Source organism: Promicromonospora sp. NPDC059942 (assembly GCF_042731755.1).
Taxonomy (GTDB): Bacteria; Actinomycetota; Actinomycetes; order Actinomycetales; family Cellulomonadaceae; genus Promicromonospora.
Genome location: NZ_JBHWLR010000033.1, coordinates 1 through 14,504 on the forward strand (window position 1 = coordinate 1; position 14,504 = coordinate 14,504).

12 protein-coding genes are annotated in these 14,504 nt (G+C 73.7%); 3 read left to right on the top strand and 9 right to left on the bottom strand.

Features of this window, described 5'->3' with window-relative positions; all coding sequences use genetic code 11:
• Window positions 1–110 precede the first annotated feature (110 nt).
• From ACFV9Q_RS27930 to ACFV9Q_RS27940, 3 genes are all read right to left on the bottom strand, one after another.
• Complete coding sequence (locus ACFV9Q_RS27930) at window positions 111–3,386, bottom strand: GH92 family glycosyl hydrolase (RefSeq protein ID WP_377237105.1); 3,276 nt, start codon at window positions 3,384–3,386, stop codon at window positions 111–113.
• A gap of 106 nt (window positions 3,387–3,492) precedes the next feature.
• On the bottom strand, window positions 3,493–4,770 hold the full coding sequence (locus tag ACFV9Q_RS27935; protein WP_377237106.1) for an extracellular solute-binding protein: 1,278 nt from the start codon (window positions 4,768–4,770) through the stop codon (window positions 3,493–3,495).
• 136 nt (window positions 4,771–4,906) lie between these two features.
• Window positions 4,907–7,966, bottom strand: a complete 3,060-nt coding sequence (locus ACFV9Q_RS27940) for an alpha-mannosidase (RefSeq protein WP_377237107.1) — start codon at window positions 7,964–7,966, stop codon at window positions 4,907–4,909.
• A 151-nt stretch (window positions 7,967–8,117) separates the two neighbouring features.
• Between ACFV9Q_RS27940 and ACFV9Q_RS27945 the strand changes: the two genes are divergently transcribed.
• The 3 genes from ACFV9Q_RS27945 to ACFV9Q_RS27955 are packed head-to-tail and all read left to right on the top strand — an operon-like array spanning window position 8,118 to window position 9,780.
• Window positions 8,118–8,495 carry a DUF1844 domain-containing protein gene (locus ACFV9Q_RS27945; RefSeq protein WP_285101551.1) on the top strand — a complete coding sequence of 126 codons (378 nt, stop codon included), beginning with the start codon at window positions 8,118–8,120 and terminating at the stop codon, window positions 8,493–8,495.
• A complete protein-coding gene (locus ACFV9Q_RS27950; RefSeq protein WP_377237108.1) occupies window positions 8,495–9,046 on the top strand; it encodes a hypothetical protein in 552 nt (183 codons plus the stop codon). The genes ACFV9Q_RS27945 and ACFV9Q_RS27950 overlap by 1 nt, the downstream gene beginning before the upstream one ends.
• Complete coding sequence (locus ACFV9Q_RS27955; protein WP_377237109.1) at window positions 9,043–9,780, top strand: serine protease; 738 nt, start codon at window positions 9,043–9,045, stop codon at window positions 9,778–9,780. Before ACFV9Q_RS27950 ends, ACFV9Q_RS27955 begins: the two co-directional genes overlap by 4 nt.
• Before the next feature lie 9 nt (window positions 9,781–9,789).
• Here ACFV9Q_RS27955 and ACFV9Q_RS27960 read toward each other — a convergent pair whose 3' ends face one another.
• The 6 genes from ACFV9Q_RS27960 to ACFV9Q_RS27985 all read right to left on the bottom strand — a co-directional run bounded on the left by ACFV9Q_RS27960 (window position 9,790) and on the right by ACFV9Q_RS27985 (window position 14,427).
• Window positions 9,790–10,518, bottom strand: a complete 729-nt coding sequence (locus tag ACFV9Q_RS27960; protein WP_377237110.1) for an SseB family protein — start codon at window positions 10,516–10,518, stop codon at window positions 9,790–9,792.
• A complete protein-coding gene (priA, locus tag ACFV9Q_RS27965; RefSeq protein WP_377237111.1) occupies window positions 10,515–11,291 on the bottom strand; it encodes a bifunctional 1-(5-phosphoribosyl)-5-((5-phosphoribosylamino)methylideneamino)imidazole-4-carboxamide isomerase/phosphoribosylanthranilate isomerase PriA in 777 nt (258 codons plus the stop codon). The genes ACFV9Q_RS27960 and priA overlap by 4 nt, the downstream gene beginning before the upstream one ends.
• A 97-nt stretch (window positions 11,292–11,388) precedes the next feature.
• On the bottom strand, window positions 11,389–12,033 hold the full coding sequence (gene hisH, locus ACFV9Q_RS27970) for an imidazole glycerol phosphate synthase subunit HisH (RefSeq protein ID WP_377228927.1): 645 nt from the start codon (window positions 12,031–12,033) through the stop codon (window positions 11,389–11,391).
• A gap of 2 nt (window positions 12,034–12,035) precedes the next feature.
• Entirely contained in the window at window positions 12,036–12,638 is a 603-nt protein-coding gene (locus ACFV9Q_RS27975) for a hypothetical protein (protein ID WP_377228926.1), read from the bottom strand.
• 5 nt (window positions 12,639–12,643) lie between these two features.
• Complete coding sequence (hisB, locus tag ACFV9Q_RS27980) at window positions 12,644–13,243, bottom strand: imidazoleglycerol-phosphate dehydratase HisB (protein WP_285101537.1); 600 nt, start codon at window positions 13,241–13,243, stop codon at window positions 12,644–12,646.
• Complete coding sequence (locus ACFV9Q_RS27985) at window positions 13,240–14,427, bottom strand: histidinol-phosphate transaminase (protein ID WP_377237127.1); 1,188 nt, start codon at window positions 14,425–14,427, stop codon at window positions 13,240–13,242. The genes hisB and ACFV9Q_RS27985 overlap by 4 nt, the downstream gene beginning before the upstream one ends.
• Window positions 14,428–14,504: the final 77 nt, after the last annotated feature.

The following is a 14,504-nucleotide window of genomic DNA, read 5'->3' on the forward strand; positions in this document are numbered from 1 at the left end:
AGAGAGAGAGTTGGTTTCCCACTATTTGTTGGGACCAGGACATCGTTTTTTTTCGGGCCCAATGACTGGGTAGAAGCGCACTTCGGGATCGGGGTGGGCTCGGCGAGGGGCTAGTCCAGGAGGAGCTCGATCTGGGCGACGGCGCCTGGCTCGGCCAGCTCCAGCCGGAGGCCGGTGAGCGGCACCGGCTCGTCGAGCACGAAGGGGCGGAGCTGGCTCGGCCACCGCCACTCCTCGCCGGACCGTTCGTCGAGCACTCGCCCGTCGGCCGCGACCAGACGCCAGGCAGACGGCGGTCCCAGCACCCTCTCGACGGTCGACGAACCGGACACCTCCGCTGAGGACAGCCCGGACACCCCCTCGGCCGACGCGGCCCCGGACGCCGGGCCCGAGGTCAGCGTGTAGGCGCGCAGCAGCGATCCGGCCGGGACCTCGGCGGCGGGAGCCCAGTCGAGCACGCCGTCCACCGCGGCCGACATCGTCAGGTCGCCGTCGGTCAGGTGCGGCAGCGCACCCTCCACACCGTGCCAGCCGCCGTCGGCACGCCGCCACGGCCGCTCGGACGCCGAGTAGTCGCCGACCCCTGCGGCGTCAGCACCAGCACCAGCACCAGCACCAGCCTCGTCGTCCGACGGCACACCCCACCGGGTCGGGGTCTCCGACAGCGCGAAGCGCAGGGTCGCTCCCCCGACGAGGTCACCGTTGTCGATCGACGGCGCAGTGATCTCCTGCGCCGCAACCGCACCGTCACCACCAGCCACATCCAGCCCCGCCACGTACCGCCGCCCGGCCGCCCCCGGCGCCTCGATCACCAGGTCGCCGTCGGGCCGGTGCACCACCGCCCGGTCGAACAGCGGGGACGTGACCGCCCACCGCGGCGAGCCGATCTCCAGCGGGTACAGCCCGAGCGCGGCCAGCACGTACCAGGCCGACATCTCGCCGTTGTCCTCGTCGCCGTGGTACCCCTGCCCGATGTCGTTGCCGGTCCACAGCCGCGTCAGGATCTCGCGCACGACCTCCTGGGTGCGGTCCGGCCGCCCGGCGACCGACCACGTCCAGGCGATGTGGTGCGACACCTGGTTCGACTGTCCGAGCTGGCCCAGGCGCACGTCGCGCGCCTCGAACATCTCGTGGATCGGGGACCCGTAGCTCCCCGGCTTGTCGGCCTGCTCGGGCTCGGCGAAGAACCGCTCCAGCAGCTGCTCCAGCCCGGCGCGCCCGCCGTGCAGGGCGGCCAGCCCCGCGCCGTCGTGCACGGGGTGGAACAGGAAGTTCCAGGCGTCGGACTCGGTGTAGTCGCCGCCCCACGCGTCCGGGTCGAACGGCGCCGGGTCGAACGCGCCGTCCCGGGCGCGACCGCGGAAGAACCCCGTCGCGGCGTCGAAGAGGTGCACGTACCCGAGCGCGCTCTGCCGCAGGTAGGCGGCCTCGTCGCGCAAGGACCGGCGGCGCCCGTCCGGGGTCCCCGGCGCGTCCGCGAGCGCCTGCGCCATCCGCGCGAGCCCGGCGTCGTTGATGTAGCCCTCCAGGCTCCACGACACCGACTCCTCGACGTCGCGCGGCACCCAGCCGTGGGTGAGCGCGAAGTCCTGCCCCTTGCGTCCCACTCCCGACCGGGCGGGCAGCGCCGTGGCGTTGCGCAGCCCGGCGTCGTAGGTCGCGAGCGGGTCGGGCAGGTCGACGCCGCGCAGGTACAGGTCGGCGAAGGCGACGTCGGACGACGTGCCCGTCATCAGGTCCGCGTAGCCCGGCGACGACCAGCGGGCGACCCAGCCGCCCTCGCGGTACTGCTGCACGAACCCGTCGGCGAGGCGGGCCGCGACCTGCGGGTACAGCAGGGCGTAGGCCGGCCAGCAGGTGCGGTAGGTGTCCCAGAACCCGTGGTTGACGAACATCTCGCCGGGCACCACCGGGGCGCCGTCGAGCACGGGCGAGGCGTGCACGGGCGCGCCGTCGGCCCCGACCTCCGTGTACGACGACGGGTACAGGTTCAGCCGGTACAGGTTCGAGTACAGCGTGACCCGCTGCTCCTCGGAGGCGCCCTCGACGTCGAGCACGCCGAGCCGCTCCTCCCACTGCGTCCGGGCGGCGTCGGCGACCTCGTCGAAGCTCCCGGACACCTCGCGCTCCAGCGCGAGCCAGGCCAGCTCCTCGCTGATGTACGACGTCGCCACGCGCACCTCGACCGTGCGGCCGGCCTCCGCATCACGCCCGGCGTCCAGCGCGACCGTCGCGTAGGTGGCGTGGTCCCGCCCGCGGGCGCGGCCCGTGCGCAGCACGGGCCGGGAGATCCGGCCCACCACGTACATGCGGCTGCGGCCCACCGACAGCGGGCTGCCGTGATCGGACCAGCCGGTGAGCGTGCCGTCGTCGTGCACGGTGACGGAGACGGGCGGACCGTCCGCGCCGGAGTCGCCCACGGCGTCGACCAGCAGGTGTCCCGTCGTGGCGCCCGGCGGGAACGTGAACCGGAGCACCCCGCCGTGGTCGGACGCCGCGACGGCCACGCGTGCGCCGCCGTCCAGGCCGACGTCGTACCGGTGCGGGCGGGCGGTCTCGTCGTCGTGCGAGAAGCCGATCGCGCGGGCGTCGAGGCCGGCGTCCGGCACCTCGTCGCCGTCGCCCGAGGCGGGCACGAGGTGGAACGCGAGCTGGTCGCGGTCCCCCATCCACGGGCTCGGCTCGTGGGAGATGCCCACGCCCTGCAGGCGCGGCCGGTTGTCCGGGCCGTTGTGCGCGGCCCAGGAGTACAGCCAGCGCTCGGAGGCGGCGTCGGTGAGCGGGACCCACATCGTGAAGCCGTTCGGCACCGCGGCCGCGGGCACGTTGTTGCCCCGCGAGTAGGCGCCCGAGGAGTGGGTGCCGCGCCGGGTGTCCACGAGGTCCGTGCGGCCGGTGACCGTGCGCGGGGCGCGCGGCCCCACCGACACCGTGTCGAACCACGCCTCGGTGCGCCCGCGGTCGGGCGCGGCGGTCACGGCGGCGGCCGCGCGCACGCGGCGGTCCGGCAGCGCCCGGGCCACGGGGCCCAGGTCCACGCGGACCAGGTTCCAGTGGTCGGGCACCAGGATCCGGGCCTCGCCCTGCCCGACTGCGGTCGCGGGCATCCCGTGCTGGTCCAGCAGCGCGCGCCCGGGGTCGGTGACGGAGAGCCACGTGCCGTCGTCGAGCAGCAGGTCGAGCGCCACGTACGTGGAGCGGTAGGTGAGCTTCTCGTCGAGCACGGGCAGGACGGCGTAGCGCAGCTCCGTGCCGGCCTCGACCGGAACGTCCAGCCCGTCGAGCAGCACGGTGCGGCCCTCGCCGCGGTGCCGCACGCGGATGGCGTGCTCGCTGGTCAGGCCGGCGCCGGGGCGGCCGGCGGGGACGTGTGCGGGCCCGGTCATGAGCGAGCCCGTGACAGCGCTGTCGTCGCAGCGTGCGCGGCGACGTCGGGGTCGTAGACGATTGCAGTTGGCCTTTCGTAGCGGGCGGCGAGCGCCCTGGTTGGTCTCACTGGTCGGCGAGCAGCTTGTTGCACTCGCCGACGGCTGCGTCGAGGGCCTCCGGCGACGTCTTGTCGCCCGTGATCGCCGCCGCGAGCTGCTGGTTGATGACGGTGGTCATCGCCTCGCTGATCTCGACCGGCTGCAGCACCCGCGCCGTGGTGAGGTTGCTGAACGCGATCGCCTTGGCGTCGCCCTGCGGCGTGCCGTCGCTCTGCGCGAGGTCCGGGTTCTCCTGCGAGGCCGCCGTGGACGGGAACACGCCCGGCACCTCGGCCGAGAACGCCTCCTGGTTGACGGCGTTCGTGACGAACCGGGCCAGCGCGACGGCCGCCGGGAGGTTCGTGGATGTGTTCGAGACCGACAGGCCCTGGACGTACAGCGGCGTGGCGCCCATGTACGGCGAGGAGACGATCTGGCCCTCCAGCGCCGGGTTGTTCTCCAGCACGCTGTTGATGAAGTTGCCGCCGCCGGTCGACCAGGCCACCTTGCCCTCGGCGAAGAGCTGGCTGTTGCCCAGGTAGGCGTCCGTGAGCACGTCGTCGGGCATGAGGCCCTCGGCGTAGGCGTCCCGGTAGACGTCGAGCAGCGCGGCCGCCTCCGGCGTGTTGAACGTGAACTCGGTGCCGTCGTCGGACAGCACGGGGATGCCTGCCGCGGCGAAGTCGCCCACGCCGGGCTTGCGGCTCATGAGGTACCCGCCGGTCGCGTCGTGCATGATCCGCGCCTGGGTGACGAGCTCGTCGAGGCTGGTCGGCGGCGCGGCCGCGTCGAGCCCCGCCTCCTGGAACATGGCGCTGTTCCAGTAGTTCAGGTCGGTGGTCAGGTACCACGGGAAGCCGAACGTGCCCTCGAGGCCCGCGTACCGGTAGGCGGCCAGCGCCCCGGGCACGTAGGTGTCCTCCAGGGTGTCGTCGACCGTCGTCAGGTCGGTGAGCAGGCCCTCGCGGGCCAGCGTGAGCGCGAAGTCGGGCGGCAGGTTCGTGACGTCGGGCAGCTCGCCCGCGGCGGCCTGCGCGAGCACCGTCTCCGAGTAGCCGTCGCCGGGCTGGTCGAGCCACAGCACCTCGGTGCCCGGGTACTCCTGCTCGAAGTCGGCGATGACGCCCTGGACGTACTCGGTGAAGCGAGGCTTGAGCGACCACGTCTGCAGCGTGACCTCGCCCGTCACGTCCTGCGCGCCACCGTCCGGATCCGCCGCACCCCCGCCGTCGAGGGTGCAGCCGCCCAGGGCGGCCAGGACGGCCAGGGCCGCCCCCGCGGCCCCGAACCTCGTGATGATCATGGACAGTTCCTTCCGGCAGAGGCTTCGTCGCGTCCGGGCTCGATGTCGCCGCTGCCGAGCCTACGGGTGACGGGGTGCCCGCACGGGCCGGGCCGGCAGCTCACCCGGGTGAACTGCCGGTCCGGCCAGGCGGGTGCTACGCCGGCGTGAAGCGCAGCGTGCGCACCTCGAACGGGCTCAGCTCGACGGTCACGGTGCCGTCCGCCGTGACATCGACGGCGCCGCCCTCGACGTCGTCCTCGATGAGGCTGACGGTCCGGGCCCCGCTCACCGGCGCCGCCACCGTGACGGTGCCCGACGCGCGGCGGCCGTGGGCCTCGTAGACGCGCACCACGAGATCGCCCGACCGGTCGTCGGCGAGCTTGACCGCCGACAGCGTGACACCGGCGGACACGTTGACCAGCGGCTCGACACCGTTCGCCCCGCGCAGCTCCCGCGGTCGCGCGCCGAACGTCGCGCCGGCCTCGGTCGCCGCCGCGGTGTCCGCGCCGATGACCAGGCCGTACCGGTGCGTCTGGAGGCCCTGGTCGGTCTCCGGGTCGGGGAACCGCGGCGCCCGCAGCAGCGAGAGCCGCACGGTCGTCGTCACCTCGGGCACGCCCGGGGACGGCGCCACGCCCTGCTCGGACACCTCGCGCGTCACGTCGTAGGCGTACGACGAGTCGTTGACGAGCCCGACGCCGAAGCCCGGCTCCTCGGCCAGCAGCCACTTGTGCATGGAGGCCTCGAACTTGGCGGCCTCCCAGCTCGTGTTGGTGTGCGTGACCCGCTTGTGGAAGCCGAACTGCGTCTCGGCGGCCACGTGCTCGGCCCGCACGTCGAGCGGGAAGGCGACCTTGAGGAACTTCTCGGTCTCGTGCCAGTCGGTCCGCAGGTCGATCTCCAGGGTGCGGCTGCCCGGCGCGAGCGTGATCACCTGGTCCAGGCTGGACGCCGAGAACTGCCGGTGCACCGTCACCACGGCCACGCCGTCCTCCACGGCGCCGGTGACCTTCTCGGCCTCGCGCAGGTCGGTCACCGAGTTGCGGTAGAACCGGTCCACGTCCCAGGCGTCCCACTTGTTCGGGAAGTCCTGGTGCAGCTGCAGCACGTTCGCCTCGCGGCCGGGCGCCACCGCGTCACGGCCGGAGGCCACGTCGACGGCGGACGTCACGTGGCCCGCGGCGTCCAGCGTGATCCGGACCAGCTCGTTGGCCAGCACGTACCCGCCGTCGGGCAGCTCCTGAAGGGTGCTCGACGCCGCCGCCGGGGCGGACGCCGGGGCCACGCCGAGGGCCGGCACGCCCGCCTGCGCGAACACCGCGGGGTTGGCCCGCAGGGCCACCTCACCCTCGCCGACCAGGGTCCGCAGGGAGCGTTCGATGATCGCCTGCACGCCATCGGTGATCGCCGCGTGCTGCGCCACCGCCTCACGGTGCACCCAGGCGATGGATGTGCCCGGCAGGATGTCGTGGAACTGGAGCAGCAGGACCTGCTGCCACAGCGAGTCGAGCTCCTCGTAGGGGTACTCCGCCCCGGTCCGGGCCGACGCCGTGGCCGCCCAGGCCTCGGCCTCGACCAGGAGCTGCTCGTTGCGGCGGTTGCCCTGCTTGGTCCTGTGCTGCGAGGTCAGCGTCGCGCGGTGCAGCTCCAGGTAGAGCTCGCCCACCCAGACAGCGCTGTCATCCGTCCCGGACGCGACCAGCTCCCCGCGGGCGCGCTCGAAGAACGCGTCCGGGTGCTCCCAGCGCACCTTGGCACTGCCCTCCAGGCTCGCGAGCCGCTTGGCGCGGCCGGTCATCTCGCGGGTGGTGCCGCCGCCGCCGTCGCCGTAGCCGACGGGCGCGATCGAGCCCGTGGCGCGCCGCGACTCGCGGAACTGGCGGGTCGCCTTGGCGAGCTCGTCGCCCGAGAGCTGCGAGTTGTAGGTGTCCATGGGCGGGAAGTGCGTCAGCACGCGCGACCCGTCGATGCCCTCCCACCAGAACGTGTGGTGCGGGAAGACGTTGACCTGGTTCCAGGAGATCTTCTGCGTGAAGAACCAGTCGAACCCGGCGCGGCGGACGAGCTGCGGCAGGGCCGGCGAGTAGCCGAACGAGTCCGGCAGCCACACGCCGTGCGACCGCTGGCCGAACTCCCGCTCGAAGAACCGCTGCCCCTGCGAGAACTGGCGCACGAGCGCCTCGCCCGACGGCATCACCGTGTCGGACTCGACCCACATGCCGCCCAGCGGCAGGAACCGGCCGGAGGCGACGGCCTCCTTGACCTTGGCCCACACCTCGGGCCGGTGCTCCTTGACCCACGCGTACTGCTGCGCGGACGACATGCCATAGACGAAGTCGTCGGTGCGGCCGATGAGGTCGGCCATGGACGACGTCGTGCGCGCCACCTTGCGGATCGTCTCGCGCACCGGCCACAGCCAGGCGGAGTCGATGTGGGCGTGGCCGACGGCGGAGATCTCGTGGGCGCTGTGCTCGGCCGGGCTGGCGAGCACGTCCGCGAGCGCCGCCCGGGCCGCGGCGGCGGTCTCGGGGATGCGCTGGAGGTCGAGCACGTCGAGGGCGTCGTCGAGGGCCTGGAGGATCCGCATGCGGCGCGGGCCGGTGGGCAGCTCGGCCTGGAGCTCAAGCAGCACCTCGACGTCGAGGGCGAGGTCGTGCACCTCGGACTCGAAGATCGCGAGGTCGATGCGCCGGGTCGTGTACAGGGGGTGCGGGGACGAGGTGGTGGTGTCGCCCTCCGTCGTCCGCTCGAAGACGTTGTGCCCGAGCAGCACGGGGTTGGACGCCGCCTCCAGGTAGAGCTCGACCTGCTCGCCGCCGGCCGCGGCGTCGGCCACGGGCACGTGCTGGTTGCGGGGGTTGATCGACTTCACCGGGCTGCCGTCCGGCGTGTAGACCAGCGCCTCGGCCTGGAACCCGGTCCGGTCGACGTCGAACCCGAGGTCCACCACGGCCTCGACGGTGCGTCCGGCCCACTCGGCGGGCACGGTGCCCGTCAGCCGGAACCAGGTGGTGCCCCAGGCCGGGCCCCACGGGGTGCCCACCTCGTACGGCTGCATCGCGAGGGCCAGGCCCTCGGCCGGCGGGATCGGCTCCCCCGGCAGGGCGTGCCACTCGACCTCGAGCGGGACCGACGTCTCGTGGACCGCGGGCCAGATCCGTTCGGTCAGCACCCGGTGCGCGCGCCCGGTGGTCAGTGTGATGTCGTCGTGCATCGAAAGGGCCTCCCCTGTTTCACCGTTGAACGCACGCAGGCTAACCCAGACTCACGCCGTCGCCGGGAGGGCGTTCGGCAGGTGTCGGACGGGCGCTCGGTGGGCGCCCCGTGGGCGTCCGCACCCCCGGGGGGATGAAAGGATGGTGCCCATGAGCACGAGCGACGAGACACCCACCGGCATCGAGGCTCCGGTGGGTCCTGACCAGGCCACGCGGGACATCGCGGAGGTCGCAGCGGTCGAGGTCATCACCACGGCCGCGGTCCACCTGATGAGCGCCGCGGCGGTCAAGTGCGGCCTGGCCGAGGGCGACGACGCCGAGGAGCTCAAGGACCTCGACGAGGCGCGCAAGCTGATCACGGCGCTGGCCGCGCTGGTGGTCGCGAGCGCCCCCGACATCGGCAACCAGCACGCCCGCTCGCTGCGCGACGGCCTGCGCAGCCTCCAGCTCGCGTTCCGGGAGGCGTCGGTGATCCCCGACGCGCCGGGCGAGGGGCCGGGCGAGAAGTACACGGGTTCCGTCGTCTGATGTCCGAGGTTCCCGTCGAGGCGGTACCGGAACCGGGGCGGGCGCCGCGGCCCCGTCGGGGTGGTTCCCGGGTGCTCGCCATCGTCCTGGTGGCGACGATCGCCGTCGGCGCCTACCTGTGGCTGACGACCGTCCGCTGGCAGCGCACGGCCTCCGACTGGGAGGCCGAGGCGCACGGCTACGCCGACGAGGTCGCCTCGCTGCGGATGCAGCTCGACGGCGCGAACTCCGAGCTGAAGGCCGCCCGGGACCAGCTCTCCGCGGCGACGTCGCGCATCACGGACCTCGCGAACGAGAAGGCGCAGCTCGGTGACGAGAACGTCGCCTCGCAGCAGGTCCTCGACTACCAGACGCAGGTCAGCGCGGCCGGCGCCACGGTGGCCTCGGCGCTGGGGCAGTGCGTGTCGGGCCAGGAGCAGCTCGTCGGCTACCTCAAGGAGGCCGACCAGTACGAGCCCGCCGACCTGGCCCGCTACGAGCGGGAGGTCAACGCGCTGTGTGCCGACGCGGAGGACGCCAACGACGCCCTGCAGCGGGAGCTGCGCCAGTGAGGTGGAGCGCCCGTTCGCGCGCCGTCCTCGCGGGGCTCGTCCTGACCGGGACGCTCGGCGGGTGCGGCGTGCTGCCGCCCCTGCCGGACCCGGTGCCGAGCGACATCGTGCCGTCCACGCCGGTGGACCTGTCCCCCGCGGCCGGCGGGGACGCGCTGAGCCCGGACGGGTTCGACGCCGTCGAGCGGATGGCGGTCCGGATCCGCAACGTGGGCTGTGAGGAGCTGTCGACCGGTTCGGGCTTCGCGATCGACGAGCACACGCTGATCACCAACAAGCACGTGGTCGCGGACTCGAAGGACCTCGAGGTCAGCACCTACGACGGGCACGACATCACCGTCGGCGCCACGTCGACCGCCGGCCTCGCGGACCTCGCGGTGGTCCGCACGACCGACCCGCTGCCGTCGCACCCGGAGCTCGCGGAGGCCGACCCGGAGCGCGGCGACTCCGTCACGGTGGTGGGCTACCCCGCGGGCGGCGAGCTCACCGTCACCGAGGGCGAGGTCATGGGCACCACCCGGGACCCGCTGAACGCCAACCTCGGCGAGGTGCTGCTCACGGACGCCCCCGTCGAGCCCGGGTCGTCCGGGTCGGCCGCGCTGGACGACCAGGGCCGCGTGATCGGCGTCGTCTACGCGAAGACGGCGGACGACAACAGCCTGCTGGTGCCGCTGTCGACGCTCCAGGACATGCTGGCCGACGACACGGCGTTCACGCCGGCGAAGGGCTGCTGAGCGGGCGGCTCAGCGGGCCGCGCCGATGCGGAGCTCCAGGGAGTCCACGCGTGCGGAGATCACCTCGGACGCCGCCAGGCGGGCGTTGACCTGCCCCAGCACGACGTCGAGCCCGGCCCGGTCCAGGCCCGGGTCCAGGGCGAGCACCACGGCGACCTCGGCCTTGCGGCCGGGCTCGGCGTGCGCCCGCACGACGTGCTGCACGGGTGCGGCGGCGACCGCCACCTCGGACGCGACCTCGGGGTCGACGGCGAGCCCGTCCTCGTGCGGCACCAGGGCGGGCTGCCAGGCCTTGCCCTGCGCCAGCGCCCACACGGCCGGGCGCGGGACGAGCGCCGTCACGGGCCCGGCGGGGTCCACGACGATCAGCGCCCAGTTCTCGTTGACCGCCGACAGGGCGGCACGGGTCGCCTCGACCGGGACCGGCCGGGCGTCGGCGCGCCACGCCTGCATGGTCGCCACGGACGTGAAGACCGGCAGGGCGCGGCGGCCGTCCGGGGCCTCCAGCGCCACGACGCCGGAGGACGCCTCCTTGTCGACGGCCAGCCCGTCCGGGTTCTGCTCGACGGCGCCGGCCTCCGCCAGCACCGGCACGAGCACGCGGGTCTCGGCCAGCCGGGCGACGACGTCGCGCAGCGGGACCGTCCCGGTCGAGTGGCCCTCCAGGAGGCGGGTCAGCTCGGCGTCGGCCGAGCCGTCGTCGCCCGCGAACTGGCTGGACGGCTGGATGGACTTCACTCGGCGACCCCGTCGCCCGCGGGCCCAGCGGCCCCGTCGGTACCGGCCCCCGGCCGCCCCGCGACGTCGAGCGCCTCGGGGAGCGTGAAGGCGCCCGCGTACAGGGCCTTGCCGACCACGGCGCCCTCGATGGTGCCGAGGGCGCGGAGCGCCCGCAGGTCGTCGAGCGACGAGATGCCGCCCGAGGCGACGACGTGCGCGGGGGTGCGCGCGGCGACGTCGGACAGGAGGTCGACGTTCGGGCCGCGCAGCGTGCCGTCCTTGGTCACGTCGGTGACGACATAGCGGGCGCAGCCGGCCTCGTCGAGGCGGCCGAGGACCTCCCAGAGGTCGCCGCCCTCCTTGGTCCAGCCGCGCGCGGCGAGCGTGGTGCCGCGCACGTCGAGGCCGACGGCGACGCGGTCGCCGTGCTCGGCGATGACCTTGGCCGTCCAGGCCGGGTCCTCCAGGGCGGCGGTGCCGAGGTTGACGCGGCGGGCGCCGGTGGCCAGGGCGCGCTCCAGCGACTCGTCGTCGCGGATGCCGCCCGACAGCTCGACCTGCACGTCCAGCTCACCGACCACGCGCGCGAGCAGCTCGGCGTTGGACCCGCGCCCGAAGGCGGCGTCCAGGTCCACGAGGTGGACCCACTCGGCGCCGCCGGACTGCCAGTCCAGGGCGGCGGTCAGCGGGTCCCCGTACGAGGTCTCCGAGCCGGCCTCCCCCTGGACGAGGCGGACGGCCTGGCCGTCGGCCACGTCGACGGCGGGCAGGAGCACGAGTCGGTCGGTCATGTCTCTCCAAGTTCTGTCTGTCGAAAGTGTTGAGTGCTGGGCATTTGTCGGCCGAGCGGTCTCTGCGCAACAGATACCCAGCACTCAACGGGTGGGGCTAGGCGAGGGTCTTGAGCCAGTTCTCCAGGAGCTGGGCTCCCGCGTCGCCGGACTTCTCGGGGTGGAACTGGGTCGCCGCCAGCGGGCCGTCCTCGACCGCGGCGACGAACCGGCCGCCGTGGTCCGCCCAGGTGACCCTCGGCGGCGTGAACCTGCCCACCGCGTTCTCGTCGTAACCCTTGGTGAACGTCTGGGCGGCGTACGAGTGCACGAAGTAGAAGCGCTCGTCGGCGATCCCGGCGAAGAGGGCCGAGCCCTCCGGCGCCTCGACCGGCGACCAGCCCATGTGGGGCACCACGTCGGCGTGCAGCCGCTCGACGACGCCGGGCCACTCGCCGATGCCGTCGGTGCGCTCGCCGTGCTCCACCCCGGCGTCGAACATGACCTGCATGCCCACGCAGATGCCCAGGACGGGGCGGTTGCCGGCCAGGCGTCGGCCGACGACCTCGTCGCCACGCACCGCCGTCAGGCCCGCCATGCAGGCGGCGAAGGCGCCGACGCCGGGCACGACCAGGCCGTCCGCGTCCTGCGCGAGGGCCCGGTCGGCCGTCAGCGTCACGTCGGCGCCCACCCGCTCCAGCGAGCGGACGGCGGACCGGACATTGCCGAAGCCGTAGTCGAGGACGACGACGCGCGCGCCCACGGTCAGATCCCGTCCTTGCTGTCCGGACCGGTCTCGCCCTTGCCCATGCTCCTGCGGGCCTTGCGCGCGGCAGAGGTCAGCATCCGCATCGCCTTGAACTTGCTGATCGAGTCCGAGCCGACGACGCCCTCGATGTCGGCGACGGTCGTGGCGCCGGTCAGCAGGTCGACGACGTTCTCGGGCGCGCCGCCCAGCACCAGGCCGGGGGCGAGCTCGTCACCGCGGACGCCGTCCGCGAACCGGACCGCCGTCATCTGCTCGCCCGTGCGGGTGACCAGGACGAGCGGGACGCCCCGCACGAGCTGGGAGATCGCCGCGGCGGCCCGCTCGGGCGCGTCGCCCGACCGGTCCCGCAGCACGCCGACCGCGCCGACCGAGGTCGGCACCGCGTCCAGGTCGAGCTGGGCCAGGGAGCTGGCCGCCGCGAGCGGCTCGGCGCCGGCGATCTGGGTGATGATCGCGGCGAACTCGGGCTCCCCCGTCCCGGTCAGGGAGGACAGGTCGTCGGGGATCTCGAGGTTGTCGAGGTCGAAGTCGGGCAGGTCGTCGCCGGCCGGCGTGCTGCTGTCGGACCCGCTGTTGTCGGGCCTGGGGCTGTCGGACATGGCTGCTAGAGCGCACCCTTCGTGGACGGGATGCCGTCGACGCGGGGGTCGACGGCCACGGCGGCGCGTAGCGCACGCGCCAGCGCCTTGAACTGAGCTTCGACGATGTGGTGGGGGTCGCGTCCGGACAGCACCCGCACGTGCAGGCAGATGCCCGCGTGGTGCGCGATGGACTCCAGCACGTGCCGCGTCAGCGACCCCGTGAAGTGACCGCCGATGAGGTGGTACTCCTGGCCCGCGGGCTCGCCCTCGTGCACCAGGTACGGCCGGCCCGAGACGTCCACGACCGCCTGGGCGAGCGCCTCGTCGAGCGGCACGAGCGCGTCGCCGAACCGGGAGATGCCGGCCTTGTCGCCGAGCGCCAGGCGCAGCGCCTCGCCGATGCTGATCGCGACGTCCTCCACCGTGTGGTGGGCGTCGATGTGGGTGTCGCCGGTCGCCTGCACGGTGAGGTCGATCAGCGAGTGCTTGCCGAGCGCCGTGAGCATGTGGTCGTAGAACGGCACGCTCGTGCTGATCTCGGTACGCCCGGTGCCGTCGAGGTCGAGCTCGACCAGCACCTTCGACTCGGACGTGGCGCGCTCCACGCGTGCTGTCCTGCTCATGCCCGTTCCTCCCCCTGCAGTACCTCGGTGAGCGCCGCACGGAACGCGGCCATCTCGGACGACGTGCCGATCGACACCCGCAGCCAGCCGTCCGGGCCGGTCTCGCGGATCAGGACGCCGCGGTCGAGCAGACCCTGCCACACGGCGTGCCGGTCGTTGAACGTGCCGAACAGCACGAAGTTGGCGTCGGTGTCCGCGACGTCGAACGGGAGCCCGTCGGGGAGCCGCTGCTCGCGCAGCCAGGCGACCGTGGCGTCCCGCTCGGCCCGCAGCGTGGCGACCTGCGCCATCAGCGACTCGCGGTGGCGCAGCGCGGCGCCGGCCGCGGCCTGGGTGATCGCGCTCAGGTGGTACGGCAGGCGCACGATGCGCAGGGCGTTCACGAAGTCGGGCGACGCGACGAGGTAGCCGAGCCGCGCGCCGGCCGCGGCGAACGCCTTGGACATGGTGCGCGAGACGGCCAGGTTCGGGTACCGCTCCAGCAGCGCGACCGCCGACGGCGTGCCGGGGCGCCGGAACTCCGCGTACGCCTCGTCGATCACGACGACCGGGCGCGCGCCGTCGAGGTCGACGCCGAGCGCCGCCTCGCAGACCGCCTCGATGGTGGCCGTGGGCAGCGCCGTGCCGGTCGGGTTGTTCGGGCTGGCCAGCAGGATCACCGACGGGCGCACCTCGCGGATCTTCGCGGCGGCGCGCTCCGGGTCGAGCGTGAAGTCGTCCTCGCGGCGGCCGACCACCCAGGTGGTGTGCGTGTCGCGCGCGTACTCCGGGTACATCGAGTACGTGGGCGCGAACGACAGCGCGGTCCGGCCCGGGCCGCCGAACGCCTGCAGCACGTGCAGCATGACCTCGTTGGACCCGTTCGCCGCCCAGACGTCGCAGTGGTCGAGGCGCACTCCCGTCTCCAGGGTGAGGTAGTCAGCCAGGTCCCGGCGCAGGACGGTGGCGTCCCGGTCCGGGTAGCGGTTCATGCCACGGGCGGCGCGTGCCACGTCCTCTGCGATGGTCGCGACCACGTCCTCGCTGGGCGGGTACGGGTTCTCGTTGACGTTCAGCAGCACCGGGACGTCGAGCTGCGGCGCACCGTAGGGCTCCTCGTCCGCCAGCTCGGGGCGCAGCGGCAGCCGCACCGAGGACGCCGTGGCGCTGCCCCCCGCGCCCTGCTGGTCGACGGTGTTGGTCATCACCGCACCAGTCTACGAACCGCGCGGCGCGGACCCGGCACCCGTCCGCCCACCGGGCGGGTGGCGATGGTCACGGG